This window comes from Embleya australiensis, assembly GCF_051903075.1.
Lineage (GTDB): Bacteria > Actinomycetota > Actinomycetes > Streptomycetales > Streptomycetaceae > Embleya.
The window spans coordinates 2,780,369-2,806,939 of sequence record NZ_CP182423.1; the positions used below are offsets into that span (position 1 = coordinate 2,780,369).

General features: G+C 72.0%; 24 protein-coding genes and 1 pseudogene. 7 read left to right on the forward strand and 18 right to left on the reverse strand.

Going from position 1 to position 26,571, the window contains the following annotated elements:
* The first annotated feature begins 103 nt into the window (after positions 1-103).
* Positions 104-676 (forward strand): TetR/AcrR family transcriptional regulator, encoded by a 573-nt coding sequence (locus ACMXN5_RS42260; protein WP_439680182.1) that lies wholly within the window; start codon positions 104-106, stop codon positions 674-676.
* 67 nt (positions 677-743) lie between these two features.
* Here ACMXN5_RS42260 and ACMXN5_RS42265 read toward each other — a convergent pair whose 3' ends face one another.
* Entirely contained in the window at positions 744-1,823 is a 1,080-nt protein-coding gene (locus ACMXN5_RS42265) for a magnesium and cobalt transport protein CorA (RefSeq protein ID WP_439680183.1), read from the reverse strand.
* A gap of 202 nt (positions 1,824-2,025) precedes the next feature.
* Between ACMXN5_RS42265 and ACMXN5_RS42270 the strand changes: the two genes are divergently transcribed.
* The 3 genes and pseudogenes from ACMXN5_RS42270 to ACMXN5_RS42280 form a co-directional block, all read left to right on the forward strand.
* Positions 2,026-2,475 carry a hypothetical protein gene (locus ACMXN5_RS42270; RefSeq protein WP_439680184.1) on the forward strand — a complete coding sequence of 150 codons (450 nt, stop codon included), beginning with the start codon at positions 2,026-2,028 and terminating at the stop codon, positions 2,473-2,475.
* A gap of 141 nt (positions 2,476-2,616) precedes the next feature.
* Entirely contained in the window at positions 2,617-3,888 is a 1,272-nt protein-coding gene (locus ACMXN5_RS42275; protein ID WP_395792910.1) for an aminotransferase class I/II-fold pyridoxal phosphate-dependent enzyme, read from the forward strand.
* 171 nt (positions 3,889-4,059) lie between these two features.
* Positions 4,060-4,260, forward strand: a pseudogene (locus ACMXN5_RS42280) (hypothetical protein); the annotation flags it as partial.
* Positions 4,261-4,392: 132 nt separating this feature from the next.
* On the opposite strand, the gene ACMXN5_RS42285 reads toward ACMXN5_RS42280, so the two are convergent.
* On the reverse strand, positions 4,393-5,211 hold the full coding sequence (locus tag ACMXN5_RS42285) for an MBL fold metallo-hydrolase (protein ID WP_439680185.1): 819 nt from the start codon (positions 5,209-5,211) through the stop codon (positions 4,393-4,395).
* Between the two features lie 92 nt (positions 5,212-5,303).
* Here ACMXN5_RS42285 and ACMXN5_RS42290 point away from each other — a divergent pair, with 92 nt between their 5' ends.
* Together ACMXN5_RS42290 and ACMXN5_RS42295 are read left to right on the forward strand one after the other, a co-directional pair.
* On the forward strand, positions 5,304-5,912 hold the full coding sequence (locus ACMXN5_RS42290; protein WP_439680186.1) for a helix-turn-helix domain-containing protein: 609 nt from the start codon (positions 5,304-5,306) through the stop codon (positions 5,910-5,912).
* A gap of 441 nt (positions 5,913-6,353) precedes the next feature.
* Positions 6,354-7,193, forward strand: a complete 840-nt coding sequence (locus ACMXN5_RS42295) for an alpha/beta fold hydrolase (RefSeq protein WP_439680187.1) — start codon at positions 6,354-6,356, stop codon at positions 7,191-7,193.
* Positions 7,194-7,259: 66 nt separating this feature from the next.
* On the opposite strand, the gene ACMXN5_RS42300 is transcribed toward ACMXN5_RS42295, so the two are convergent.
* The 11 genes from ACMXN5_RS42300 to ACMXN5_RS42350 form a co-directional block, all read right to left on the reverse strand.
* On the reverse strand, positions 7,260-7,919 hold the full coding sequence (locus tag ACMXN5_RS42300) for an RraA family protein (protein WP_439680188.1): 660 nt from the start codon (positions 7,917-7,919) through the stop codon (positions 7,260-7,262).
* Positions 7,916-9,427: a class I adenylate-forming enzyme family protein gene (locus ACMXN5_RS42305; protein WP_439680189.1), complete on the reverse strand. Its 1,512-nt coding sequence runs from the start codon at positions 9,425-9,427 to the stop codon at positions 7,916-7,918. The genes ACMXN5_RS42300 and ACMXN5_RS42305 overlap by 4 nt, the downstream gene beginning before the upstream one ends.
* A gap of 136 nt (positions 9,428-9,563) precedes the next feature.
* A complete protein-coding gene (locus ACMXN5_RS42310; protein ID WP_439680190.1) occupies positions 9,564-11,165 on the reverse strand; it encodes a hydantoinase B/oxoprolinase family protein in 1,602 nt (533 codons plus the stop codon).
* Complete coding sequence (locus ACMXN5_RS42315; protein ID WP_439680191.1) at positions 11,162-13,348, reverse strand: hydantoinase/oxoprolinase family protein; 2,187 nt, start codon at positions 13,346-13,348, stop codon at positions 11,162-11,164. The genes ACMXN5_RS42310 and ACMXN5_RS42315 overlap by 4 nt, the downstream gene beginning before the upstream one ends.
* A 66-nt stretch (positions 13,349-13,414) precedes the next feature.
* On the reverse strand, positions 13,415-13,714 hold the full coding sequence (fdxA, locus tag ACMXN5_RS42320; protein WP_439680192.1) for a ferredoxin: 300 nt from the start codon (positions 13,712-13,714) through the stop codon (positions 13,415-13,417).
* Positions 13,711-14,766 (reverse strand): 2-oxoacid:ferredoxin oxidoreductase subunit beta, encoded by a 1,056-nt coding sequence (locus tag ACMXN5_RS42325; protein WP_439680193.1) that lies wholly within the window; start codon positions 14,764-14,766, stop codon positions 13,711-13,713. Before ACMXN5_RS42325 ends, fdxA begins: the two co-directional genes overlap by 4 nt.
* Positions 14,759-16,627 carry a 2-oxoacid:acceptor oxidoreductase subunit alpha gene (locus tag ACMXN5_RS42330; protein WP_439680194.1) on the reverse strand — a complete coding sequence of 623 codons (1,869 nt, stop codon included), beginning with the start codon at positions 16,625-16,627 and terminating at the stop codon, positions 14,759-14,761. The genes ACMXN5_RS42325 and ACMXN5_RS42330 overlap by 8 nt, the downstream gene beginning before the upstream one ends.
* A gap of 725 nt (positions 16,628-17,352) precedes the next feature.
* Positions 17,353-18,135, reverse strand: coding sequence for a class I fructose-bisphosphate aldolase (locus ACMXN5_RS42335; RefSeq protein ID WP_439680195.1), 783 nt, complete (start codon positions 18,133-18,135; stop codon positions 17,353-17,355).
* A gap of 53 nt (positions 18,136-18,188) precedes the next feature.
* Positions 18,189-18,629, reverse strand: a complete 441-nt coding sequence (locus ACMXN5_RS42340) for an ester cyclase (RefSeq protein WP_439680196.1) — start codon at positions 18,627-18,629, stop codon at positions 18,189-18,191.
* Positions 18,626-19,132: a VOC family protein gene (locus ACMXN5_RS42345; RefSeq protein WP_439680197.1), complete on the reverse strand. Its 507-nt coding sequence runs from the start codon at positions 19,130-19,132 to the stop codon at positions 18,626-18,628. Before ACMXN5_RS42345 ends, ACMXN5_RS42340 begins: the two co-directional genes overlap by 4 nt.
* A gap of 124 nt (positions 19,133-19,256) precedes the next feature.
* Entirely contained in the window at positions 19,257-20,456 is a 1,200-nt protein-coding gene (locus tag ACMXN5_RS42350) for an aromatic ring-hydroxylating oxygenase subunit alpha (RefSeq protein ID WP_439680198.1), read from the reverse strand.
* 188 nt (positions 20,457-20,644) lie between these two features.
* On the opposite strand from ACMXN5_RS42350, the gene ACMXN5_RS42355 reads away from it, so the two are divergent.
* Positions 20,645-21,655, forward strand: coding sequence for an aldo/keto reductase (locus ACMXN5_RS42355; RefSeq protein ID WP_439680199.1), 1,011 nt, complete (start codon positions 20,645-20,647; stop codon positions 21,653-21,655).
* Between the two features lie 119 nt (positions 21,656-21,774).
* On the opposite strand, the gene ACMXN5_RS42360 is transcribed toward ACMXN5_RS42355, so the two are convergent.
* The 5 genes from ACMXN5_RS42360 to ACMXN5_RS42380 are packed head-to-tail and all read right to left on the reverse strand — an operon-like array spanning position 21,775 to position 26,456.
* Entirely contained in the window at positions 21,775-22,161 is a 387-nt protein-coding gene (locus ACMXN5_RS42360) for a VOC family protein (RefSeq protein WP_380011801.1), read from the reverse strand.
* A 36-nt stretch (positions 22,162-22,197) separates the two neighbouring features.
* Positions 22,198-22,587, reverse strand: a complete 390-nt coding sequence (locus ACMXN5_RS42365) for a VOC family protein (RefSeq protein WP_439680200.1) — start codon at positions 22,585-22,587, stop codon at positions 22,198-22,200.
* Positions 22,572-23,981: an FGGY-family carbohydrate kinase gene (locus ACMXN5_RS42370; protein ID WP_439680201.1), complete on the reverse strand. Its 1,410-nt coding sequence runs from the start codon at positions 23,979-23,981 to the stop codon at positions 22,572-22,574. The genes ACMXN5_RS42365 and ACMXN5_RS42370 overlap by 16 nt, the downstream gene beginning before the upstream one ends.
* Positions 23,982-23,983: 2 nt before the next feature.
* Positions 23,984-25,003, reverse strand: a complete 1,020-nt coding sequence (locus tag ACMXN5_RS42375; protein WP_439680202.1) for a zinc-dependent alcohol dehydrogenase — start codon at positions 25,001-25,003, stop codon at positions 23,984-23,986.
* A gap of 55 nt (positions 25,004-25,058) precedes the next feature.
* Entirely contained in the window at positions 25,059-26,456 is a 1,398-nt protein-coding gene (locus ACMXN5_RS42380; protein ID WP_439680203.1) for an amidohydrolase family protein, read from the reverse strand.
* Positions 26,457-26,571: the final 115 nt, after the last annotated feature.

Sequence of the window (26,571 nt, forward strand, 5' to 3'; positions counted from 1 at the left end):
GATCGTCGCGCCGAGCGGGGGCCGGCCCGCCGTGCCCGCTCTGGCATCATGGACAAGCGGAACGCTGTTCCGACGGCGGATCCGGCGGGAGAGGGGCGGCAGGGTGAAGGACGGCGTGGAGCGGCCCAAGCGCGTGGACGCGCGGCGCAACGAGGAGATCCTGCTCGATGCCGCCGCCGCGGTCTTCGTGACCTCGGGCGTGGAGGCCCCGGTGCGCGACATCGCGGCCCGGGCCGGAGTCGGCACGGGCACGATCTACCGCCACTTCCCGACCCGGGCGGACCTGATCATCGCGGTGTATCGGCACCAGGTGCAGACCTGCGCCGAGGCCGGACCGGAGTTGCTCGCGACCAGCGCGACCCCGTACGCCGCGCTGGGGCGCTGGATCGACCTGTTCGTCGACTTCCTGGTCACCAAGCACGGCCTCGCGGCCGTGTTGCAGTCGGACAACGCCGGCTTCGAGGCGCTGCTGCACTACTTCCTCGATCGGCTCCTGCCGGTGTGCACCGAACTGCTGGCCGCCGCGGCCGCCTCCGGCGAGATCCGCCCCGACATCGAGGCGTACGAGCTGATGCGCGGTGTCGGCAACCTCTGCATCGGCGCCGACAACGACGCGCGCTACGACGCGCGGCGGCTGGCGCGGATCCTGATCGCCGGCCTGCGAGTGAAGCCCTGACCGAGGCCCGCTGCCGGCGGCGGAGCCACGTTCCCGGCGCTCGGATCTCCGGTACGGCGGTCGGGACTCACAACCAGTCGTTGCGGCGGAAGGCGCGGAACATCAGGACACAGGCACCGACCATCACGACCAGCACGCTCGGATAGCCGTACGTCCACTTCAGCTCCGGCATGTGTTCGAAGTTCATCCCGTAGATGCCCACGATCAGCGTCGGGACGGCCAGGATCGCCGCGATCGCGGCGATCTTGCGCATGTCGGTGTTCTGCCGGACCGTCACCCCGGCCAGGCTCGCCGAAAGTATCGAGTCGAGCAGTTCGTCGAACGCCACGAGCCGTTCGCGCACCTGGGCCAGGTGGTCGGCCACATCGCGCAGATAGGCGTCGAAGACCGTGCCGTCCCCCGGCAGACCCCCGTCGGCCAGTCGCTCCAGCGGCCGGGCCAGCGGCAGTACCGCGCGCTTGAACTCGATCAGCTCGCGTTTGAGCTGGTAGATGCGCTCCGCGTCGTTGCTCGGCCGGGGCGAGAACACCTCCTCCTCCAGGCGTTCGAAGTCGTCCTCGACCTTGTCCGCCACCAGCAGGTAGTCGTCCACGACCCGGTCGGTGATCGCGTGCACCACCGCGGCCGGGCCGTGCCCGAGCCGCTCGGGATCGGCCTCCAGGGACTGGCGCAGCTCGACCAGCGGCGGCGCGCTGCCGTGTCGGACCACCACGACGAACTTGTCGCCGGCGAAGACCATGATCTCGCCGGTGTCCACCACCTCGCTGGTCGCGGTCAGCGCGTCGTGCTCGACGTAGACGATCGTCTTGAGCACCAGGAACAGGGTGTCGTCGTAGCGCTCCAGCTTGGGCCGCTGATGCGCCTCGACCGCGTCCTCCACGGCCAGCGGGTGCAGGTGGAAGGCGGCGGCGATCTCGGCCAGGTCTTCGGCGAGCGGGGCGTGCAGCCCGATCCACACGAAGCAGTCCTCGCTCGCCTCGGCCGCGTCGAGCGCGTCCTGCAACGGCACCTCACCGGGGCGCCGGACCCCCTTGTCGTAGAGCGCGCAGTCCACCACCACGGGCGCCCGCCGAGCCCCCGCCGCCTCCGCACCCGCCGGTATCGCGCCGCCGGGCCGAAAGCGCTTCGTCGTCCGCCACGAGCTCATCGTCCTGCTCCCGAATCGAGGATGTCCCGCCCGATCGTAGGCGGCACCACCCCTTCGCGGGGGGCCTACATCGCAGGAATCCCGGCGGTCCGCCCCCGGCGAGCGGGCCGCGGCGCCGTCCGCACGGACCCGCCGGCCCGGGGCGGGGACGTCGCCGTGCGCGAGCGGTAGCGTCCTGCGGAATCGAGTGAAGGAGCAACCGTTGGACGGCGATGGCGAGTTCCGTGGACCGACCGACCCGGACGATCCCAAGGCGGCGCCGCTCGCGGGAGGCGGGCCGGTGCCGCGCCGCGACGGGCTGTACGTGGACGTCGAGCCGGAAACCGTGATGGGCGATCTCTCGTGCACCCACTACGTCCGCTTCACCGACCCGGATCGGGTCAGCACCGTCACCTGCGTGACCGGGGCCGAGATGATCCCGCTGATCTGTCGCTGGTTCGGGCCCCGGCACCAGGGGAGCAGCCAGGGCACCTACCACCTCGACGGGGCCGCGATCTCGTTCGCGGCGACCGACGAGTCCGGAACGGTGGAGTACGTGGGCCGGCTCGCCGAGGACGCGCTGACCCTGTTCGTGGACACGCACAGCCTGATCAACGACCACCGCTCCCGGCGCGAGCTGCGCTTCGTGCGGGCGGACTTCCCGAACGGATGAACGAACGAGGGGTCGCGGCGGCGCGCGATCCCCGATCCGGGAGCGGGGCCGCCGTCGGGGCGGAGCCGGGCCCCGGGTATTGCTAGATTGGGCGCGCCCCCGCCGCACGTGTCTGCGGCCTCCGCCTATTTTGGGGATCTCGTGCCGCTCAGCACCGACGTGTCCAGTCCGGAAATCGACCTCGCGGCCGTTCGCGAGGAGTACGCGGCCCTCGCGGCCGAGGGACTTCGCCTCGATCTCACCCGGGGCAAGCCCTCGCCGCAACAACTGGACCTGGCGAACGGGCTGCTCTCGCTGCCCGGCGGCGACGACTTCAAGGCCGCCGACGGCACCGACTGCCGCAACTACGGCGGGCTCAACGGCCTGCCCGAGCTGCGGGAGATCTTCGCCGAACTGCTGCAGGTCCCGGCCGCGCAACTGCTCGCCCTCGGCAATGCCAGCCTCACCCTGATGCACGACGTGATCGCGCACGCGCTGCTGTCCAAGGTGCCCGGCGCCGAGCGTCGCTGGGTGGACGAGCCCGAGGTTCTGTTCCTGTGTCCGGTGCCCGGCTACGACCGGCACTTCGCGCTGTGCGAGCGGTTCGGCATCGGCATGGTCCCGGTCCCGCTCACCGGCGAGGGCCCGGACCTGGCCGCGGTCGAGGCGCTGGTCGCCGCCGACGCGCGGATCAAGGGCATGTGGTGCGTGCCCAAGTACAGCAACCCGAGCGGGGAGAGCTACAGCGACGAGACGGTGCGCCGGCTCGCCGCGATGCCCACCGCCGCGCCGGACTTCCGGCTGTTCTGGGACAACGCCTACGCGGTGCACCACCTGACCGACAAGCCGGTCGAGCTGCTGTCGATCCTGGACGCCTGCGCCGAGGCGGGCAACCCCGACCGCGCGTTCGTCTTCGGCTCGACCTCGAAGATCAGCCACGCCGGCGCCGGGGTGGCCTTCTTCGGCTCCTCCGCGGCGAACACCGCCTGGCTGACCGGGCTGCTGGCCAAGCAGACCATCGGCCCGGACAAGGTCAACCAGCTGCGGCACGTGCGCTTCTTCGGCGACGCCGAGGGCGTACTCGCGCACATGCAGTTGCACCGCGAGCTGCTGGAGCCGCGCTTCGCCGCGGTGTACGAGGTCCTGGATCGTGAGCTGGGCGCGCTCGGCATCGCGAGCTGGACCCGGCCCGAGGGCGGGTACTTCGTCAGCCTGGAGGTGCCGGACGGCTGCGCCGCCGAGGTGGTCCGGCTGGCCAAGGAGGTCGGCGTCGCGCTGACCCCGGCCGGTGCCGCGTTCCCCGAGGGCAACGACCCGCGCGACCACCACATCCGCTTGGCCCCCAGCTACCCGACGGTCGACGAGGTGCACCGCGCGATGCGGGCCGTCGCGGTGTGCGTCAAGCTCGCCGCCGCCGAGGCCGCGGCGAAGTAACGCCAACGCACCCGACGACGACCCGGCCCGCCCCCCGAATCGAACCGGGGGCGGGCCGGGTCGCGTTTTTGCGCCGACACCTTGCGCGCGGGGGCTGTACACGGGTGGGTACAGCCCTTGTCATATGGGTCGGTAGACCCCTTGTCGGGCACTGCCGGCAGCATCGCCACCATGAACGGCACCACCCACACCACCTCACCGCGGCCGGTCGACGTCACCGCGCTCCTTCCCGACCTGGCGCCGCTGGGCCGCCCGGCGATCCGGCTGCATCCCCGCCCCGGTTCCCCGTCGCCGTACGACAGTTCGATCGGCGGCCCGCTGCTGTGGCCCGCCGACCATCCGTGGCCGTACTGCCCCATGTGGCACGAGTCGACGGGCGATCGCGGGTGGGACGGGCGCGGCCGGCGTCGCGGTGGACGATTCCTACGCGGTCGCGCCGGAGGAGTTCTACATGCGGAGTCCGTGCCGGAGCACGCGGGCGCGGTGCGGTGCCGGCGGGTTCGATCAGCCGATCGGTGGTGCGAGGTATTCCAGCGCGTAACCGTCGCCGGAGGGGGTCACGCGGGCGATGCCGGGTGAGTCGAGGTGGGCGCCGGCCACGAAGTGGTGTGGCCGGCCGAGTTGTTCGAGCAGTGCCGCGCGTGCGGCGCGGGCCTGGGACTGGTCGCGGTCGAGCTCCCAGGACACCTTCGGCTGTTCGAATTGAAGCGTGGGAACGTGCACGGTGTCGCCCCAGGCGAGCAGCCGGCCGGCGCCGCTCCGGACCTCGTAGACGGTGTGGCCGGGGGTGTGGCCCGGCGTCGGGATCGCGGTGGTCCAGTCGTTGATCGCGACCTCCTCCGACACCGATACGACCCGGTCGCGGATCGGTTCGAGCCGCCCCGTGAACACCGAGGCGTCGCCCGCGCCGATCCACACGCGCTCGAGCTTGGGGAACGCCTCCGAACCGTCCGGCGCGATCAGGCCGCTCACGTGGTCCTCGTGCCTGTGGGTGATGGCCACATCGGTGACCTGCGCGCGGTCGATTCCCGCTTCGTCGAACGCGTCGTGGAGCAATCCCATGGTGGGCTCGTACCAGACGTCGGACGCGCCGGTGTCGACGAGCACCGACCGTGTGCCGTCGGTGAAGAAGAAGGCGTTGACCGACAGCCGCAGGTTGTCGCCGGCCAGCGGTACGGCGGCCGGCAACTCGTCGAGCGTGCACCCGTGCTCGTCGCGAAGCCGGCTCGGCGGCATGTCGATGTACCCGTCTCGCAACGCGACCACCTGCAGATCGCCGAATTCGAACGTGGCATGGTGCCGGCCACTCGAGATCAAACGCATGGAATCCCTCACGTCTCTGATGGAAGACTGAATCTCCTATAGAAGAAACCCTACACTGTCGGCAGTGAGGCATCCAGCGATCGAGGAGCACGGTGGTCGAGCAAGACGAGAACGCGGCCGAGCCACAGCACGGTGACGACCTGGCCGGCGCGTTCGGCGGCAATGTGCGGCGCCGCCGCGAGGAGGCGGGGCTGACGCTGGAGCAGTTGTCCACGCGGTCGTCGGTCAGCCGGGCGATGTTGTCCAAGGTCGAACGCGGCGAGAAGAGCCCGACGATCGGTGTCGCGTCCAGAATCGCCCACGCGCTCGACGCGTCGCTCTCGGACCTGATCGGTGCGCCGGCTGCCGCCCGGGCCGGGGTGGCCGTTGCCATGCGCAGGAACGATCGCCCCGTGTTCCGTGACCCGGAAACCGGCTTCGAACGGCACATCGTGTCGGCGGCCCCGGGCGCGGGGCGAGCCGAGATGGTCGTCCATCACCTCCCGGCGCAGGTCTCGACGGGCCTGCTGCCGGCGTACCCGCCGGGTACGGAGAAACAACTCGTGGTGCTCGAAGGCACCCTCACCGTCGCGATCGGCGGGATCACCGAAACCCTGGCCACAGGCGACTCGCTGTTCTTCCAAGCCGACATGGACCACGGCTTCGCCAACCGAACGAAAGCCCCCTGCGAATACATCATGGTCATCTCCCGCAGAACCTGACCAACACCAGACCCCAGCCCTCACAAGGCACCCACACCACCAGCCCAACCCCAAACCCCAACCCACCAGAACACCCACGCCCGCCTCCGCCCCCTCCCGCACGCCGGCGGACGCCGCCCACCACCCAAGCTCACGCCCCCTCCAGCGGGACACGCCACTCCCACCGACCTCGCGCCCGCGCCCCCCGGCTCCGTGCCGGCACCCGCTGCCCGCCTTCGCGCCCGTGCCCGCCCGGCTCCACACCAGCGCCCGCCCGCCTTCGCGCCCGTGCCCGCCCGCCTCTGCGTCCGGGCGGTTCCGTGCGGCTGGGTGCACCCGCGTCTGCCCTCGCCCCGCTCCCGTCGCGGCTTCCTGGGGTGGGTGAGGTCGTTGACTTTGAATGGCTAACGGTGTTAGCTTCGGGGTGTTCGAGGATGCGTCACGGGGAAGAAGGCGACGGCGATGACCGAGTTCCTGGAGATCGAGGGTGGGCGGCTTGCCTACGATGTGCGCGGCGAGGGGCGGCTGGTGGTGCTTTCGCCCGGCATGGGCAACAATCGGTCGTCCTTTCGGGAGCTTGCGGACATCCTGCTCTCCGCCGGATACCGCGTGGCCTGCGTGGACCTGCGCGGGCACGGCGAGTCGACCCTCGGATGGTCCTCCTACACCCGCACCGACACGGCGAACGATCTGCTTGCCCTGATCCGGGAGTTGGGCGGCGACCCGGCCGTCATCGTCGGACACTCCTTCTCCGGCGGATCGGCCACCATTGCCGCGGCGCGGGCGCCCGAACTGGTCGACGCCATCGTGGAGATCGCCCCGTTCACCCAAGCCCAGAAGGTCGACTTCCGGGCCCTGGGGTCCAACGCCCGCTACCGCAAGGGCATGATCCTGCTGATGGGCGCCGGCATGTTCCGCAACGTCGGAGTGTGGAAGCGCTACCTCCACCACGCCTACCCGGGTACCAAGCCGGCCGACTTCGCCGCCCAAATCGCCACGCTCGACACCGAATTGCGCCGCCCGGGACGGATGGCCGTGGTGGCCAAGATGGGCATGGCCCCGCCCACCGACGCCGGCGCCGAACTAGGCAACATCCAGTGCCCGGCGCTCGTCCTCGAAGGCACCCTCGACCCCGACTGGTCCGACCCCGCCGCCGAGGGCCAGGCCATCGTCGACGCCATGCCCAAGGGCCTCGCCCGGCTCCAACTCGTCGAGGGTGCGGGCCACTACGCGCACGCCCAGTTCCCCGACCGGGTCGCCGACGCGATCCGCTCCTTCCTGGAACAGCCGGCCCACGACTGACGTCCGCCCCGATCACGTGCGGGCCGCCGACGACCGCGCCGGCGGCCCACACGTGCGTCCAGGGCGTCAGCGGTTGCGCAGACGGGTGATCGCCTCGGCCTTGGGGGTGTAGGCCCGGGGGAGGCGCAGACCCGCTGTCAGGGCGGCCAGCACCTCCTCCTCCGCGCGGTGATACGTCAGCGCGTCGGTCAGCAGGACGTCCGCGTCGGCGGCCGGCAACGCCACCGCGCCGCCGTCGTCGAGCAGAATCGGATCGCCCTCCACCAGCGCGGTGTCGCCGAGCCGGATCGGGCCGCCGATCTCGGCCACATGCACCGCCCCGCCCGGACCCGCCGTCGCCTCGGACCGGGCCCACAGCCGCAACCCCAGCCGGGCCACCGCCGGCACGTCCCGCACCGCCCCCTCGATCAACGCGCCGACCGCCCCCCGGGCCAGCGCGGCGGTGCTCAGGATCTCGCCCCACACCGCCCCCGGAGCCGCGTCCGCGCCGCCGATCACCACCACCCGGCCGGCCAGGTCCTCCGCGAGCAGCGCATGCAGCGGCTTGAGCCCGTGCGTGCCCGCCCCGGCCGCCAACCGCACCGTACGCGCCGACCCGAGCACAGCGCCCGAACCCCGGTGGAACGGCCGCAACGGCGGCGTCAACCACCCCGCCCGCCCCCGGAGTTGCAGCAGATCGGCAAGCGCGGCGGTGGCGGGCAGCGGCCCGGGTACGACGTCGGTCACGGGGAAGTCCTCTCGGTCAGCAGGAACTTGCGGATCTTGCCCACGGAGGTACGCGGCAACTCCGCCACCCGCTCGAAGCGCACCGGCCGCTTCGCCTTCGCGAGCCGCGCCGCACACCACTCGGCCAGATCGTCGAGCGCGGCCGGCCCGGCCCCAGGCGCGGCCACCACGAACGCCACCGGCACCTCGTCGCGCATCACGTCCGGCACACCCACCACGGCCGCTTCCAGCACCGCCGGATGTTCGGCCAACACCGCCTCGATCTCCACGATCGAGACATTCTCCCCGGCCACCTTGAGCACATCGCCACGCCGACCGGCGAAGTGGAAGTGCCCGTCCGCGTCCACCCGAGCGCGATCGCCGGTGACGAACCAGCCGTCCCGGTAGGCGGCGGTGGTGGCGGCCGGATCGTCGAGATACCCGGCGAACAGGCTCACCCCGGGCTCACCGCCGACCACGATCTCCCCGTCGTGCACCGCCACCACGCACCCGGGCGTCGGCCGACCCATCGACCCCGGGATCGGCGCCGCGACGGGATTGCTCAGCACCGCCGGGATGGTCTCGGTCATGCCGTACAACTGGCGCGGCCGACAACCGCCGAGCAGCGTCGCGAAGCGCTCGTACTGCTCGTCCGTGACATTCTGCGCGTACCAGCAATGCCGCACCCGCAGACCGGAGACCGGCTGCCGCCGCGCCGTCCGGGCCAGGATCATCCGGATCGGCGCGGCGAACAGGCTGACGTGGGTGACCAGATGCCGAGCGGCCTGGTCGACGAAGCGGCTCGCGGAGAAGGTGGGCAACAACACCACGCTCGCCCCCACCACGATCGCGGCCGCGAAGGAGTAGTACTGCGCGTTCGCGTGGAACATCGGCAGCACGACCAACTGCCGGTCATCGGCCCCGAGTTCGGCGGCGGACGCCATGACGTCACCGGCGAAGGCGTAGTTGGCCTGAGTGACCATCACACACTTGGGCGCGGCCGTCGTACCGGAGGTGAACATCAGCCCCGCGAGGTCGTAAGGCCCCGGCGGGGGAGTGTCACCGACCGCTGCCGGCCGACCCGACAGGACCGCAAGCGCGGTGTCGTCCTCCCCGACCTCGACCACGACGACGGCCGCGCCCGAATCCCGCGCCGCCGCCCGGTAGTCGGCGGCACGCGAGGGCGCACAGAACCCGAGCCGAGCCCCCGTCCGCCGCAGGTGCGCGGCCAGTTCCGGGGCACTCGCCGACGGATCGTGGCAGACCATCGCCGCGCCGATCCGGACCAGCGCGAGCCACAACGCCACGTACGCCGGGCAGTTGCGCAGCGCGATGCCGACCCGATCCCCGGGCCGCACGCCGCGCGCGGTCAGCCCGCCGGCCACCCGCGCCACGAGGGCGTCGAACTCGCCATAGGTCCAGCGGGTCACCTCCCCGTCCGGCCCCTCCCAGATCAGGAACGGCGCATGCGGCCGACCGGCCACGGTCGCGGACCAGCGCGCGGCGAAGGTGGGCGCTTCGGACGCCACATGAACCTCCAAGGCAAACGGACATGAAGACTTCGGATGACGGCACCAAGCCCGGGGAATTACGCCACCGTACGGGTGCGTCGCAACCAGGCGCCGACGCGCGACCAGGCAGCGGCCGCGCGCCGACGCCCACGCGTCACGCCGAGCCCGCCCCCGCAGCCCCGGCCGCTCCCGCCGGCACCGGCGTTCCGTACCCCCCACCGCCCGGCAGCTCCAGCCGCACCACATCCCCCGGCTGCAGCGTGATCCGGGCCTGCGTGCGCACCGGTTCGCCGTTGACCAGGAAGCGCCCGGTGGCCCCCTCCCCGCCGCCGAAGATCCCGCGCGGGCCGCGCGCGAGCCGGCTGGCGACCGCGTTGAGCACCCACGGCGACGGCGAGTCCACGGTGAACTCGATGGTCTGCCCCATCCCGCCCTCCTGCGCGCCGAGTCCGCCCGAGCCGCGTCGAAGTTCCTTGCGCAGGAAGCGAATCGGTGCCGACGCCTCGACCACCTCCAACGGCACGGCGGACACGCCGGTGGGATACGACGTGGTGGACAGCCCGGGTTTGCCGGCCCGCGCGCCGACGCCGCCCGCGTAGGTGAACATCGCGGTGATGAACGGCCTGCCCTCCGCGTCGTGTCCGCTGACCTGCATGGTCCATACGGCCGCCGAACCCTCGGCCATCACCGCCTCCGGCAGCGCCTGGGACATCGCGTTCAGCAGCGGCATCGGCAGGAACATGCCCACCACGTGGCGCGCGGTACACGGCGCCGGCGACACCGCGTTGACGATGCTGCCCAACGGCGCCTCGACCCGGATCGGCGCCAACGAGCCCGCGTTGTTGGGTACATCGGGATTGAGCAGGCTGCGCAGAGTAAATGTCGTATAGGCGTGGGTGTAGTTCTTCACCACGTTGATCCCGAACGGACTCGCCCCCGACGAACCGGCGTAATCCACCAGGATCTCGCCCGCCTCGGCGTCGATCGTGACCGCCACCTTGATGGTGATCTCCGAGCCGTCCGCCAGGTCCAGCACCGACGCGGCCTCGTACGTACCGCCCGGCAGCGCCCGGATCGCCCGTCGGGTGGCCTCCTCGGAGCGGCGGATCACCTCGTCGCCCAGATCCTCGATATCCGCCAACGCATACGCGTCGAGCAGTGTCTTCAGCCGCGCCGCGCCCACCTCGCCGGAGGCCATCTGGGCGTGCAGGTCACCGGCCATGTGCGTGGGTTGGCGGACGTTGGCCAGGATGAAGTCCCAGACGGGCTCGTTGCGTTCGCCACCGACCATGAGCTTGCTGATCGGGATCCACAGGCCCTCCTCGAACACGTCCCGCGCGCCCGCGCCGATGCCGTAGCCGCCGACATCGGTGTGGTGGATGGTGGAGCCGAAGAAGGCGATCACCCGGCCGCCGCGCCAGACCGGCACCAGGACGGTGACGTCCAGCAGTTGCCCGGCGGTCTGATACGGGTCGTTGGTGACCAGTACGTCCCCGGGGGCGAGCGAGTCGACCGGGTGCCGGTCCAGGATGTTGCGACAGGCGATGGCCAGCGAGTTGATGTGCCCGGGGGTGCCGGTGACCGCCTGGGCGACCATCCGCCCGCGCCGGTCGAACAGCGCGTTGGCCAAGTCGCCGGCCTCGCGCACGATCGGGCTGAACGCGGCCCGCTGGAGCGCCTTGGCCTGCTCGTTGACGGTCGCGACGAGGGAGCCCCACAGGACCTCCAACTCGATCGCGTCGAAGGTGCGAGTCACGCGGATCCCTCCTCGGTGGCAGCGGTGGCAGCGGTGGCAGCGCCGGCGGCGGCAGCAGAAACAGCAGGAGCGGCGGAAACAGCTGGAGCAGCAGGAACGGCAGCCGTCGCCGTGGCCACGATCGACCCGTCCGGCCCGACCTCGCAGGTCCAGCCGTCGGGAATGACCGACGTGGTCTCCCGCTCCTCGACCAGCGCGGGCCCGACGAACCGGTGCCCCGCCCCGAGTTCGGCCCGCCGGTACACCGGGACGTCGACGGCGGGCGCGCCCAACCGGAAGCGCGCGGCGCGATACCGGTTCGGCGTGGGCTCGCCCGCGCCGACCGGCACCGTGGGCACCTCGAAGCCCGGCGCGTCCGACCACGCGGCGACCCGCCACGTGACCACCTCGACGCCGACGTCGGGGATCCGCAACCCGTAGATCTTCTGGTACTCGGTGTGGAACTGCTCGACGGTGTCCGCGAGTGTGGTCGGCCAGGCGTCGCCCTCGCCCACCCACAGGGTGATCTCGTTGCCCTGGCCCTCGTAGCGCGCGTCCAGGCCGTAGCGGTAGCGCACATCGCCCGCCTCCGCCCCGGCGGCGGCCAGTACCCGACGCGCCTCCTGGCGCATGTCCGCGAGCAGTGTGTCCCGGTCGGCGGACACCCCCTCGTCGAGGGTGCGGACCATGCTGCGGGCCAGGTCGATCCGCACCGGGCTGACCAGCGTGCCGAACGCGGACAACACGCTCGCGTTGACCGGGAAGATCACCCGGGGCGCCTCCAGGAGCGTGGCGACTCCGCACGCGTGCACCGGTCCCGCGCCGCCGAACGCGATCAACGAGACGCCGCGCAGGTCGATGCCGCGCTCGACGGCGTGCATCCGCGCGGAGGCGGCCATGTTCTGGTTGATCACCTCGTACACGCCGACCGCGACGTGGTCCGCGTCGGCGCCGGCGCTGAGCCGTTCGGCGAGCGGCGCGAACGCGGCTCGGGCGGCGGGCAGATCGAGCGGCATCTCGCCGCCCAGGAAGTACTGCGGGTCGAGCAGCCCGAGCACCAGGTCCGCGTCGGTGGTGGCGGGTACGGTACCGCCTCGGGCATAGCCGACCGGGCCCGGATCGGCGCCGGCGGAGTCGGGACCGACCTTGAGCAGGCCGAGTTCGTCCACCCGGGCCAGGCTGCCGCCGCCCGCGCCGATCTCCACGAGGTCGACCGACGGGATCGAACAGGGGTAGCCCGAGCCCTTCTTGAAGCGGTAGACCCGGGCCACTTCGAAAGCGTTGGTCAACTCCGGCCGATAGTCCTCGATCAGGCAGGACTTGGCGGTGGTGCCGCCCATGTCGAAGCAGAACAGCCGTTCCTCGCCCAGCCGTCGGGCGTACCAGACACCGGCGAGGGCGCCCGCGGCCGGACCGGACTCGACCAGCCGGATCGGTACCCGGCGGGCGTCGTCGGCGGAGACCACCCCGCCGTTGGAGAGCATCATCAGCACCGACGCGCCGAAGCCCTCGGCGGTCAACCAGGCCTGCAACTCGGCCAGATAGGGCCCGATCACCGGCATGGTGGCCGCGTTGCACGCGGTGGTGACCATGCGCGGATACTCGCGGATCTGCGGCGTCACCTCGTGCGACGCGCACACCGGCACGGACAGCCGCTTGGCCAACCCCTCGGCGACCGCCCTCTCGTTGGTCGCGTCCGCGTACGAGTTGAGCAGGCACACCGCGACCGACTCCACCTCGTGCGCGGCCAATCGCTCGGCGAGCGCGTCGAGTTCGGCCTCGCTCGGTGCGGTGCGGACCTCGCCGGCGGCGGTGGTGCGCTCGTCGATCTCGAAGACCAGCTCGCGCGGGATCGGCGGCGCCGGGAACTCGATCTGGAGGTCGTACATGTCGTAGCGGTGCTCGTTGCGGATCTCCAGCGTGTCGCCGAAGCCCAGGGTCGTCACCAGCGCGGCCCGGCCGGTCTTGCCCTCGATCAGGGCGTTGGTGATCAGCGTGGTGGCGTGCACGATCGGCCGGGTGATGTCGGCCGGCGTGATGCCGGCCTTGGCCAGCGCCGAGGTCACTCCCGCCCGGACGCCGCCGAGCGGGGCGGCCGGGGTGGTCAGCGTCTTCTCGACCACCACACGGCCCGTGTCGGCATCCAACAGGACCACGTCGGTGAAGGTGCCACCGATGTCCACGGCAAGGCGCCAGTCGGTCATCTCGGGCCTCCTGTTCTTCTCGGGTGTACGGAGAGCTGAATCAACTCGGGTCAACAGCAAGGAGGTTCACTGGACCGCAGGCGGAAGCGCGGTCACCGTCGCCGGGTCGGACACCGGTTCCGCGTCCGTTCGTCCGGCGGTGGCCTCGGCGGCCGCGTCCAGGTGCCACAACCAGTCGGCGGGCAGGTCGTCCACGTGGTAGATGGCCTCCACCGGGCAGACCGGCTCGCAGGCGCCGCAGTCCACACACTCCTCGGGGTGGATGTAGAGCATGCGATCGCCCTCGTGGATGCAGGCGACCGGGCATTCCGCCACGCAGGTACGGTCCTTGACGTCGACGCAGTTCGCGCCGATGACGTAGGTCATCTCGCCTCGCTTCCGGTGGGCGCCGGCACGGTCCAGGTATCGCCGCCGCCGAGCAGGTCGGCCACGCTGCCGGGGCCGCGCTCGGCGCGCACCCGGTGGCCCTGCTCGACCACGGCGCCGTCGTAGGTGGGTCGGCGCACGCTGCGGAACACCCCGATCGGGGTCGGTCCACCCGCCTCCGGCAACCGGGACAGCGCGAACGCCGGGACCGGGTCGCTCGTATGCGCGTCGTGCACCACGGCCGCGTCGTCCCCGGCCCCCGGCCGCAACCCGCCGCCCGGATCGCGCACCACCGTGCGGGCGCCCGCCGGGCCGTACCGCATCGGCGCACCGTGTTCGAGCCGCAACACGTGCTCGTCCCGGGTGCCGGGCGCCTTCAACCGCTCGAACGCGCCGTCGTTGAAGATGTTGCAGTTCTGGTAGATCTCCACCAGGGCCGTGCCCTCGTGCGCCGCCGCCGCGCGCAGCACCGAGGTCAGGTGTTTGCGATCGGAGTCGAGGGTGCGGGCGACAAAGCCCGCCTCAGCGCCGAGAGCGAGCGAGATCGGGTTGAAGGGATGGTCGAGCGACCCCTCCGGGGTGGATTTGGTGATCTTGCCGGTCTCCGAGGTGGGCGAGTACTGACCCTTGGTCAGACCGTAGATCCGGTTGTTGAACAGCAGGATCTTCAGGTTGACGTTGCGGCGCAGCGCGTGGATCAGGTGGTTGCCGCCGATGGACAGCGCGTCGCCGTCACCGGTGACCACCCACACGCTCAGGTCGGGGCGGGACACGGCCAGGCCGGTGGCGATCGCCGGTGCCCGGCCATGGATCGAGTGCATGCCGTAGGTGTCCAGGTAGTACGGGAAGCGGCTGGAGCAGCCGATGCCCGAGACGAAGACGATGTTCTCCCGGCGCAGGCCCAGTTCGGGCAGGAAGCCCTGGACGGCGGCCAGGATGGCGTAGTCCCCGCAGCCCGGACACCAGCGCACCTCCTGATCGCTGCGGAAGTCGCGGGCGGACAGCGGGGATGCCGGCCGCTCGGCGATGGTGAGCAGGGGCGTGTCAGACATCGGCGGCGACCTTCTCGATCGCGGTGCGCAGTTCGGCCACCTTGAACGGCATGCCGCGCACCTGGGTGAGGGATTCGACGTCGACCGGGTACCGGGCCCGCAGCAGGCCCGCGAGTTGGCCCAGGTTCATCTCCGGGACCAGCACGCGCCGGTAGCGGCCGAGGAGTTCGCCGAGGTCGGCCGGGAACGGGTCGAGATGGCGCAACCGGGCCCGGGCCACCGCGCCTCCGGCGGCCCGGACTTCGGTACACGCGGCGGCGATCGGCCCGGCCGTGGACCCCCAGCCGAGCACCAACACCTCGGCGGCGCCGCCTGGATCGTCCACCGCCAGCGGCGGCAGGTCACGCGCGATCCGGTCCACCTTGGCCCGCCGGGTGCGCACCATGTGATCGTGGTTGGCCGCGTCGTAGGAGATCTCCCCGGTGCGGTCGGCCTTCTCCAGCCCGCCCACCCGGTGCTCCAGGCCGGGCGTGCCGGGCACCGCCCAGGGCCGGGCCAGCGTGTCCGGGTCGCGCAGATAGGGCTGGAAGCACGGCGTGCCGTCGGCGTCCACCGCATTCGGTCCGGTCGCGAACGCCGGGTCGATCACCGGCAGTTCGTCGATTTCCGGCACCCGCCAGGGCTCGGAGCCGTTGGCCAGGTAGCCGTCGGAGAGCAGCACCACCGGCGTGCGGTAGGTGACCGCGATCCGAACCGCCTCGACGGCGGTGGCGAAACAGTCGCCGGGCGAGGAGGCGGCCAGCACCGGCACCGGCGACTCGCCGTTGCGCCCGTACAACGCCTGGAGCAGATCCGACTGTTCGGTCTTGGTGGGCAGCCCGGTCGAGGGCCCGCCGCGCTGTACGTCCACGACCACCAGCGGTAGTTCGAGCGAGACCGCGAGTCCGATCGTCTCCGACTTCAGCGCCAATCCCGGCCCGGACGTGGTGGTCACCCCGAGCGAGCCGCCGAAGGCCGCACCGAGCGCCGCCCCGATTCCGGCGATCTCGTCCTCGGCCTGGAACGTGGTCACCCCGAAATGCCGCTGCCGGCTCAGCTCGTGCAGGATGTCCGAGGCCGGGGTGATCGGGTACGACCCGAGAAACAGCGGCAGTCCGGCCCGATCCGCGGCGGCGATCAACCCGTAGGCGAGGGCACGATTGCCGGTGATGGTGCGATACCGCCCCGGCGCCCGAGGCGCGGACGCAACCCGATACCCGCCGCCGAACGACTCGGTGGTCTCCCCGAAGTTCCAACCCGCGGTGAACGCCGCTACGTTGACCGCCGCCAACTCCGGCCGCCGAGCGAACTTCTCCCGCAAAAACGCCACGGTCGCCTCGGTCGGCCGGTGATACATCCACGACAGCAGCCCCAAGGCGAACATGTTCCTACCCCGCTCGGCATCCCGCCGCGGCAGATCAAAGGACCGCAACGCCCCCACGGTCAACCCGGTCAACGCCACCGCATGCACCCGATAGCCGGCCAACGACCCATCGGCAAGCGGGCTGACCCCCGCCGGATATCCGGCCTTGACCAGATTCCGCGCGGTGAACTCATCGGTATCCACAATGACGTCCGCCCCACGCGGCAGCCCACCCAGGTTGGCCCGCAAAGCAGCCGGATTCATCGCCACCAACACATCGGCGGCATCCCCGGGAGTGCTGACCGAATGATCCGCAAACTGAATCTGAAACGCCGAAACCCCGGGCAACGTCCCACCCGGCGCGCGAATTTCCGCAGGAAAATCCGGAAACGTGGACACGTCGTTCCCGAAAAGCGTGCTCTGCGCGGTAAACCGATCCCCCACAAGCTGCATCCCGTCCCCGGAATCCCCGGCAAACCGAACAACCACCCGAGACACGGAGGTAACCAGCTGAGCCATAATCGCAACTCCCGATCCAATCCATCCCATCCGACGCGTGAGACCCCCCGACCCGCAGACCGGCCCGAGCCCGGCCCTGAGCGGGAGACCCAGCCCCAGCCCCAGGTGGGGCCGACCGACCCATTTCAGCCCGTCCGGCGTTTGAGGACAGGCGGGCCGCAGGCCGGCTCGGCGGCACCGGGCCTGAGCCCGGCCCTGGGCGGGGCCGTACCGGGCCATCCAAGCCCGTCCGGCGTTTGAGGACAGCCGGGCCGCAGGCCGGCCCAAGGGCACGGGCCCGAGCCCGCCCTGAGCGGGGCCGTACCGGGCCATCTCAGCCCGTCCGGCGTTGGAGGACAGCCGGGCCGCAGGCCGGCCAGGGGGCACGGGACCCGCGCTCAGTCCCAGATAGGGCCGTACCGGGCCATTTCAGCCCGTCCGGCGTTGGAGGACAGCCGGGCCGCAGGCCGGCCAGGGGGCACGGGACCCGCGCTCAGTCCCAGACAGGACCGACCCGAGCCATCCAAGCCCGTCCGGCGTTTGAGGACAGCCGGGCCGCAGGCCGGCTCGGCGGCACCCGGGCCCGGGCCCGGCCCTGGGCGGGGCCGTACCGGGCCATCCAAGCCCGTCCGGCGTTTGAGGACAGCCGGGCCGCAGACCGGCCACGCGGCACCCGGCCCGGCCCTCGGCGCGGGCCGGAGCCCCATTCAGCCCGTCCGGCGCGTGAGGACCGCCCACCAAGTCCGCTAGCCCGCCCCGCCCCCATGGACCGCATCGCGGAGCCGCTCCACGAGCAACTGCGGCTTGGCCGACCCCCACACGTTCCGCCCGAAGGCCACCCCGGCCCCGCCGGCCGCGACCACGCCGCCCGCCAACGCCACGACCTCGTCCTCACTGTCCGACTTCGGCCCACCCAGCGCCACCACCGGAACCGGACACGCCTCGACCACGGCGGCGAACTCCTCGGGCCGTCCCGGGCAGACGGTCTTGACGATGTCCGCCCCCAGTTCCGCGCCGATCCGCGCCGCGCGCGCCACGTTCTCCGTGGTCCACGGCACGGCCTTGCCCCAGCCCCCCGGGATCATCTCCGCCATCACCGGCAGGCCGAGCTGTTCACACTCCGAGGTCAACCGGGCCAGCCGCCGCAACGACAGATGCTCGTCCGGCGCACCGGGGAAGGCCAGCACCACCACGCAGTCCGCGCCCAACTTCATCGCCTGCTCCGGCAGATGCATGATGTCGGTGACGTCACCCGGCGCGAACTCGCCCAACTCCGAGGCGCCACCGTCGATCCGCAACACCAACCCCGCATCGGCGAAGGTGTCGGCGTAGGCCCGAGCCAGGTGCCACGTGGCGAGCACCGCGTCCGGACCGCCCGCGGCGATCTGCGCCATCGGCTCACCCAGCGGCGGCCCCTCGCCCATGTACGCGGCGTGGTCGATGGCGACGAACACGGCCCGGCCGTCCGCGCCGAACATCCGACGCATCCGCCGAAGCTTGCCCGCCCCGGTAGCGGAATAGGTCTGCACAGTCGTTCCCTTCGATCGTTCTCCACCCGAGTCGGCGGAGCCGAAAAACACCTTCAGTCCAGATCCACGGACGGCCCGAGCCGAGCCGCATCCGCGCCCCCGACCTGCCGCTCGAACTCGCTCCCGTCCCAGTAGTCCACGCGATGCGCCACCAACCCGCCCACCACCCGAAACCGGAACACCCCACGGATCCGCACCGGTTCGGCGGCCCGCGAGCCACGCGGTCGGCACGTCATCGTGTAGGCGAGCGCGGCCCGATCGCCGTCCACCAGCAGGTCCTCCACGACATAGCGCAACTCCTCGAACTCGGCCAGGAAGTGCGGCAGCCGCTCGCGATAGGCGGCCCGCCCCCGCAGACTGCGCCCCAGCGCCGAGGTGTGCTCGTTGTGGAAGTCGACACTCACCCGTTCCGCGATCGTGTCCGGATCACCCCCGTTGAGCGCCGCGACATACGCCTCGACCGCCGCCCGAGTCCCCGCCGCCGCCTCACTCACGCATCGGCCCGCACATCCCGACCGTCCCGAACATCCCCGCCGCCCCCGCCCTCCCGTTCACCCCACAGCTCACGAACCTCCGCGAACACCTGCTGGTTGTGCGAGATCTCCACGACATTGCCGTCCGGATCCTTCAGCGCGCAGATGTAGCCCACCGGCGGCGGTACATCCATCGGCTCCCAGTGCAGGCAGCCGGCCGCCCGCGCCCGCTCGGCGATCGTGTCCACGTCGCCCCGCGACGGCACCTCCATGCCCAGATGCGCGAACGGCGTCAGCTGCGGTTGCGGATTGCCCCGGTCCTTGTCGAAGGCGACCAGGACCAGCACGAACGGCGTCTGTACCTGATCGGGATTGGACAACCACGCGTTGGAGCCGGCGTCGTCGCTGTGCCGCGACACCACCACCAGCGGGGTGAACGAGGTGTAGAAGTCGATCGCCGCCTCCAGGTCGGACGACGGCAGCGCGATATGGGTCCAGCGGGCCTCGGTCAACGTCGGTTCCATCGCGATGGCTCCTCTCGGTCCGGTGTGGTGCGTGTGCTCCGTGCGTGTGCTCCGTGTACGTGCTGCCTGTGCGCGCGCCGCCGCCCGACGGCTCCCGGCGCCCGGCGCGCCCGGCACCCGGCACTCAGTCGATCGGCCCGTCGAACTCGTCCGCCGCCAGCGGCGTCGCCACGTCCTGACGGATCTGCCGCATCATGTGCTGGGCGCGGCCCTCCCACGCGCTGGGCGGACCCACCCGGTAGAACGGCGACCGCAGGTTCTCCATCAGCACGGTCACCATGTCGGTGTCCTCCTTGTTGGTCAGCTCCAGATTGACCAACTCCCGCTCCTGCAAGTCGAGATCGTCGGTCAGCCCGTAGATCCGGGAGAACAGCCGGGTGCGATCGGGCGCGATGGGATCCGCCCGCACCATGATCAGCTGGGAGGCGTAGGGCAGCGGCGTCAGATTCGGATAGACGAACTCCGCGTAGCTGCCCCGCAGATCCTCCTCACCCAGGTCGGTCCGACCCAGCGACATGTCGTACGCGTCGCTGTGCGGCTTGTAGCCGCTGGTGGTTCGCCCCTCGAAGCGCACCACGGTGTCCATCTGCTTGCGCACCTTGTTCAACCGGCGGTGCACGAAACGCACGTGGTAGTCGTCGTTGGAGTTCTCGACGAACGCCTTCCAGTTGAACGGGTACTCCTCGTCCAACTCGCGGTGGTAGCGGTGGTAGTCACCGATCCGATACGCCGTGTAACGCGGCAGCAGCGGTGCGATCCACTCCTCGAACGACGGCGCCTTGTGCGACAGGCACGCGAAGACGAGCTTGTCGAAGGCCACGTGCACCCGGATGGGGACCAGGCCGTACCGGTGCATCGGGAAGTCCGGCCCGTACATCCGGTTCATGTCCGGAATCGACAACAGCGTGCCGTCGAGCCCGTACGTCCATGCGTGGTAGGGGCAGGCGAACGCCTTGCCGCAGTTGCCCGCGGCGTCGAACGCGACGCCGGAGGCCCGGTGCCGGCAGTTGTTCAGGAAACCCTTGACCGAGCCGTCGCGCTGCTTGACCACCAGGACCGACTGGCCGCCGATCCGCCCGGTGATGAAGTCGCCGGGCCGGCGCAGGTCCTCGGTGTCGCCCAGCCAGATCCACGAGCGGGCGAACACCCGGATCATCTCCAGATCGAACAGGTCCCGATCCCAGACCTCCCAAGGCTGCAACATCTCGCTCGGCAGGGGGGCGTCCACCAAACCGTCGCCCTCGCGAGCGGTCGCGGTCCGGCGTTGTTCCGCCACCCGCTCGTCCAGGGCATGTTCCGCGGCCCCGATCCGGTCCGTCAGCACAACGTCCTCCCCGTCACCTGGGATGTTTGCGATACAGCCGAAGGTAGGCGGCGGGAATCGGCCCCGATATGTGCTTCAGGCACGAACAAACGGCCCTCGCGCTGCGCCCGGACCACATCGGTGCACACGTACCGGCGTGCCAGCCTCGGGGGAGCACGTCCGAAGCACGGCACCCTGGGAGGACACCCGTGGAGTACACCCCGCTCGGTCGCACCGGCATCCGGGTCAGCAGGCTGTGTCTCGGCACGATGATGTTCGGCGCGTGGGGCAACACCGACCACGACGCGTGCGTGCGCATGGTGCATCGCGCGCTCGACGCCGGGATCAACTTCGTGGACACCGCCGACGTGTACGCGTTCGGGGAGAGCGAGCGCATCCTGGCCAAGGCGCTCAAGGGCCGCCGCGACGACGTGGTGCTCGCCACCAAGTTCGGCGAGGCGATGGACCCCGACGCGCCGCTGCGCCGGGGGGCCTCGCGGCGCTGGATCATGCGCGCGGTGGAGGACAGCCTGCGCCGACTGGAGACCGACCACCTGGACCTGTACCAACTGCACCGGCCCGACCCGACCACCGACATGGACGAGACGCTGGGCGCGCTGACCGACCTGGTTCGTCAGGGCAAGGTGCGCGCGATCGGCTCCTCCGCACTGCCCGCCGAGGCCATCGTGGAGGCGCGCTGGACCGCCGAGCGGCACGGGCACCAGCCGTTCGCGACGGAACAACTGGCCTACTCGGCCTTCGCCCGGCACGCGGAGCACGCCGCGCTGCCCACCTGCGGCCGACACGGTCTGGGCGTGCTGGTGTTCAGCCCGCTCAACGGCGGCTGGCTGACCGGCAAGTACCGCACCGGTGCCGCCGTTTCGCCCGATTCCCGCGCGGTGCGCAACGCCGAGCACTTCGACCACGCCGACACCACGATCCGCGCCGCGAAGACGGCCCTGGTCGAGGAGTTCGCCGCGATCGCCGACGAAGCCGGGTGCAGCCTGCCCGAGTTGGCCCTCGCCTTCGTCCTGGCCCACCCCCAGGTGACCGCCGCCATCCTCGGCCCGCGCACCCCGGACCAGCTGGAATCCCAACTCGACGCCTGCGAGGTCGAGTTGAGCCGGGAAGCCCTGGCCCGACTGGATGCCCTGGTCGCCCCCGGCACGGACGTGAACCCGGCGGACTGCCCCTATCCCCGCCCGGCTCCCCGAACCTGAGCGAATCCGCGCCCGCCACATCACCGACAACCGCCCGTGCGCACGACCCGTATCCGGGATCGTGCGCACGGGCGCTTCGGTGGGCCGGTGGACCGGCGAGTGGACCCGTCGGCGCTACCTCACTTCTCCCACATCACGATCTGGTTGCCCCACGGGTCCAGGAACGAGGCGTGGTGGCCGCCGAATTCCTCCCAGTAGCACTGCTCCCACAGCGCGGTCGCGCCGAGCAGCACCGCCTTGTTCAGATACTCGCTCGGGGCCGCGTCGACCAGGATGTACACCCGCGAGTGCAGTCCGGAGCGCGGCTGTTGGGGCAGCGGCGCCGGGTCCGGCACCTGGGCGGCCTCGTCGAACAGGCCCAGGTGCAGCCCCTCGCCGGGCACGATCTGGTGGAAGACGCCCTGCGGGCGCGGGTTGATCGTCCAGCCGAACAACTCGCGGTAGAACTCGGTGGTCGCCTGCACGTCGGGCGTGGGCATGTCGACGAAGACCAGGGTGTTGGTCACCGGGTGGATCCTTTCCGGGGGTTCGGGTACGAGAAGTCAGACCTGGTGGGCGTGACCATGCGTGAAGTAGGTGCCCTTGTCGCGCCACAGCACGACCTCGTTGCCCCACGGGTCACGGAACGCGGCGTAGCGGGCCTCGAATTCGGCCCACGGCTTCTCCTCCCACAACACACTCGCCCCGGCCGCGACGGCCTTGTCGAGGTAGATGGGCGGCTCGTCGACCATCACGTAGATGCGCGGCACCGGACCGACCGCGGGGCGGGCCTCGCGGCGGATGCCCAGGTTGGGCTTGACCCCGGGCAGCACCTCGCTGAACTCGTCGGCCGGGCGCCGCTTGAACTCCCAGCCGAACAAGGCCGCGTAGAAGGCGGACGTGGCCTCCACATCGGGGGAGGGCAGGTCCATGAAGATCACCGGATTGGGCACGTCGACTCCTCGGAGCGGGTGGGGGTGGTGACGGCGGCGGACGCGCGCCGCTGGGCGGCGTCGCCGAGGTCGAGGAAGCGGCGCAGTCCGGCCGCGTACTCGGGGTGGGGTTCGGGGGCGAGCACGGTCATCGCCGGGCGCGGCCAGTCGCCCGCCCGACCTGCCCCGGGCGCGGGCCACCAGCGTGCGCCGGCGCCGGCGGCCAGGGCCGCGCCGTACGCGGCCAGGTCCGTCTCGGCGGGCACCTCGACCGGAACGCCCAGTACCGAGGCCTTGATCGAGCACCACAGCGCGTTGCGCGCGGGCGAGCCGGCGCACACCAGGGTGTCCAGGTGAACTCCCTGCGCGGCCAGTACCGTTGCGATGTGCGCGAGGCCGTACGCGGTGCCCTCCAGGACGGCGCGGGCCAGTTCGCCCGGACCGCTGCCCGAGGTCAGGCCGAAGACCTCGCCGCGCAACTCGCGGTTCCAGCGCGGCGCGCGCTCGCCCTCGAGGTAGGGCAGGATCACCACGCCCCGTGCGCCCGGCGGTACCTCGGCGGCCAGGGCCAACAGGTCGCGGACCTCGCGCCCGGTGAGGTCGCGCAGCCACTCCAGGATCAGCCCGTGCGCGGCTACCGGCCCGCCGACGATCTCGACCCCGGGCACCGCCGCCGGCAGCGCGTACGCGTCGGCGGCGGGCGAACCGGCGGCCACCGCCACGGCCAGCCCACCGGTGCGCCCGCCGGGGTCCAGGGCCCGCCCGGGGCGATCCAACCCGCCCGCCCAGAACGCCAGATAGGCATCCTGCGCACCGGCCACCAGCGGGGTGCCCGCCGCCAGATCGTGCCCGGTCCCCAGCGCGCCGACCACGGACCCGGTGGCGACCACCGGCCCGTAGCCGCTCAGCGCCGGATCACCCGGCCACCGCGCCTGCGCCCGATCCGCGCCGAACCGGGCGGCCAGCCAGTCGTACAGCTGCCAGGCCCGCACATCGGGCCCGTGCTCGGCACGCAACGCCGCGTGCTGGGCGTGGTGTTGCTCCACGGGCGAGCCGGTCGCCCCCGCCGGATGCCGACAGGTCAGCGCGGCAACCCCGAAGCCGACCCCCGAGCCGACTCCAGAGCCGACGCCCGACGCCCCGATCCCCCCGACCACGGTCGTCGGGCTCTGCCCGCCCAGGCACAGCGCGGCGGGACGGGCCGCACCGGGCACCAGCGCGCGCAGTTCGGCCAGCGCCTGCGTGGTCGCGGCCAGCCAGGCGTATGGATCGGCGTGCCCGGGGCGCCAGTTCGCCGCGCCGGGGTAGCCGGCGGCGGTACCGCCCAGGACCGCTCCGTCGGGATCCAGGGCCAGCGCGCGGACCGAGTTGCTGCCGACGTCGACGCCGACCACGACGGAGGAGGTGCCGGGCATGCTCAACCGCCCACGAGGACACGGTAGACGGGCGACTTCGCGGCCAGCCGGAAGGCCGCGTCCACGTCGGCGAGCGGATAGGTCGCGGTGACCAGCGCGTCGAGGTCGGCCGCCAGCCGGCCGGAGCCGATGATCGCGGCGGCCTCGGTCCAGTCCTGCGGCTCCTGGCTGTACACGCCGACGATGCTCAGTTCGTGATGGTGGATCAGATCCGGCCCGACCCCGGCGAGTACCTCCTTGGAGAAGGCGCCGAACAGCACCACCGTGCCACCGTCGTCGCACAGGGCGAGCGCGCCCTCCAGGGCGCCCGGGGCGCCGGCGGTGACGAACACGACGTCCTGCCTGCCGCCGCTCTCGACGGCCTGCTCGGGGGTGCTCGTCCAGTCCGCGCCGGCCGCGCGGGCCTCGGCCAGGCGTTCCTCGCTGATGTCGATCAGGCCGACCGACGCGGCGCCCTTGAACCGGGCCAGGGCCAGGTGCAGTCGGCCCATGAACCCGGCGCCGATCACCGCCACCCGATCGCCCGCGCGCAGTCCGCCGAGCCGGGCCGAGTGCGCCACACAGGCCAGCGGTTCGCCCATCGCGGCGTGTGCGATCGGTGCCGAGCCGGTGCGAAACGCCTGGAGCGCCTTGACCTTGACGAACTCGGCGAAACCGGCGCCCATCGAGATGGTCCCGTCCACGAGCGCGCCGCCCTGCGGCTGCTTGCACAGCGCACTGCGCCCGCGCCGGCACGAGGTACAGGTACCGCAGCGGGTGAGCAGGTCGACGGTGACCGTATCGCCGACCGCCGCGACCCCGGGCAGCCCGGCCACGGCGGCGCCCACGGCGACCACCTCGCCCGCCACCTCGTGGCCGGGGGCGACCGGGTAGATCGGCTTGGTGCCCAGGTAGAGCCTGCGCTCCATGGTGCACATGCCGGTACGGCCGACGCGCACCAGCACGTCGTCGGGGCCGACCTCGGGGACCGGCTCCTCGCGCAGGTCGACCTGCTCGGGCGCGGTGACAACGGCAACTCGCATGGGGGCTCCTCGACTTCGCGGGAAGACTGCGGCGGAAAAACGGAAGGTGAGGTGTTCAGTACGCCCGCAGGGTCGGCCAGCGCGAACTCGGTGGCACACCCGCCCGGGCGAGCAGCGCCTCGGAGGTGCGCGCGGCGGCGGTACGCAGGGCACGCTCGTCCACCTCGACGCACGCGTGGTCGCGCACCACGACCCGGCCGCCGACCAGCACGTCGCGCACCGAACGCCCGTCGGCGGACCACACCAACTGCTGCGCGACGTCGCCGCGCGGGGTCCACTGCGGGCCGGTGGCGTCGTGCACCGCCAGGTCGGCGTACTTGCCGGGCTCCAGCGAGCCGATCCGGTCGGCCATGCCGATCGCCTCGGCGCCGCCGATGGTGGCCAACTCCAGCGCCTCGGCGGCACCCGGTCCGGTGGGGTCGAGCGCCATGTCCTTGGCCAGCCCGACCGCGAGCGCGGCGGTACGCAGCACGTCGGCCGAGTCGGCGGCGTTGGCCGCGTCCGTCCCGAGCGCGATCCGCCCGCCGCGGCGCAGCAGTTCGGCATGCCGTCCGGCGCGGGTGACACCCTGGCCCAGGCGCAGATACGCCCACGGGCAGTAGGCGACCGCCGTGCGGGTGGCGAGCAGCGCCTCGACCTCGGCGTCGTCCAGCCACACGGCGTGTGCGAGCAGCAGGTGCGGGCCGAGCACGTCGAGCGAGGCCAGGTGCAGCGCGGGCCGGCGGCCGGTGCGGCGCAGGTAGTCCTCGGGGTCGGCGCCGGAGGGGGACAGGTGCATCGTCATCCGGGCGCCACTCGTACGGGCCAACTCGGCTGCGCCGGCGAGCAGTTCGTCGGAGGCCAAGCCGTGCCCGACCAGGGTGACCCACCCCTCGACCCGGCCGCCCGCGGGATGGGCGTCCACCAGCGCGGCGAGCCGGTCCAGCACCTCGCCGGCCGGCGCGGCGAACGGCGCGCCGGGCACGTCCCACCCCCAGGCGCCGATCCCGCCCCGGATGCCCACCTCGTGCATCGCGGCGGCCACCCGCTCCGGGTGTGCCACGGTGCCCGCCTCGATCACGGTGGTCACCCCGTTGCGCAGGCTCTCCACGCCGGCCAGCAGTGCGGACAGTTCGTCGTCGGCGGGCAGGTGCGCCGCGTGCAGCGGCACCGCCCAGGTGTCGACGGCGGCGCCCGGCGGCAGGTCGTCGGGGATGCGCGCGCGGGCCAGCGGGTCGCCGGTCTGGTGCAGGTGGGCGTTGACCAGGCCGGGGGTGACGACGCACTCGCTCGCGTCCAGTTCGGGGGTGCCCGGCCAGCGGGCGCGCAGTTCGGACGTGGCGCCGACGGCCACGATGCGCTCCCCGGCGACGGCGACCGCGCCGCCGAGCAGGACCTCGCGGCGCGGGTTCATGGTGACCACGTCACCGCCCGCGACCAGCAGCTCCGGCCGGGTCGGCCCGGGGCCGCTCATGTTGCTCTCACCTGCGCAGTCGCCATGTCTGGGGACACTAGGCCCGGCGCCGGCCGCCGGCATCGTGGCCCGGAGCACAATCAAGTGCGCCCAGTCCATGCCGGGAACACAATGC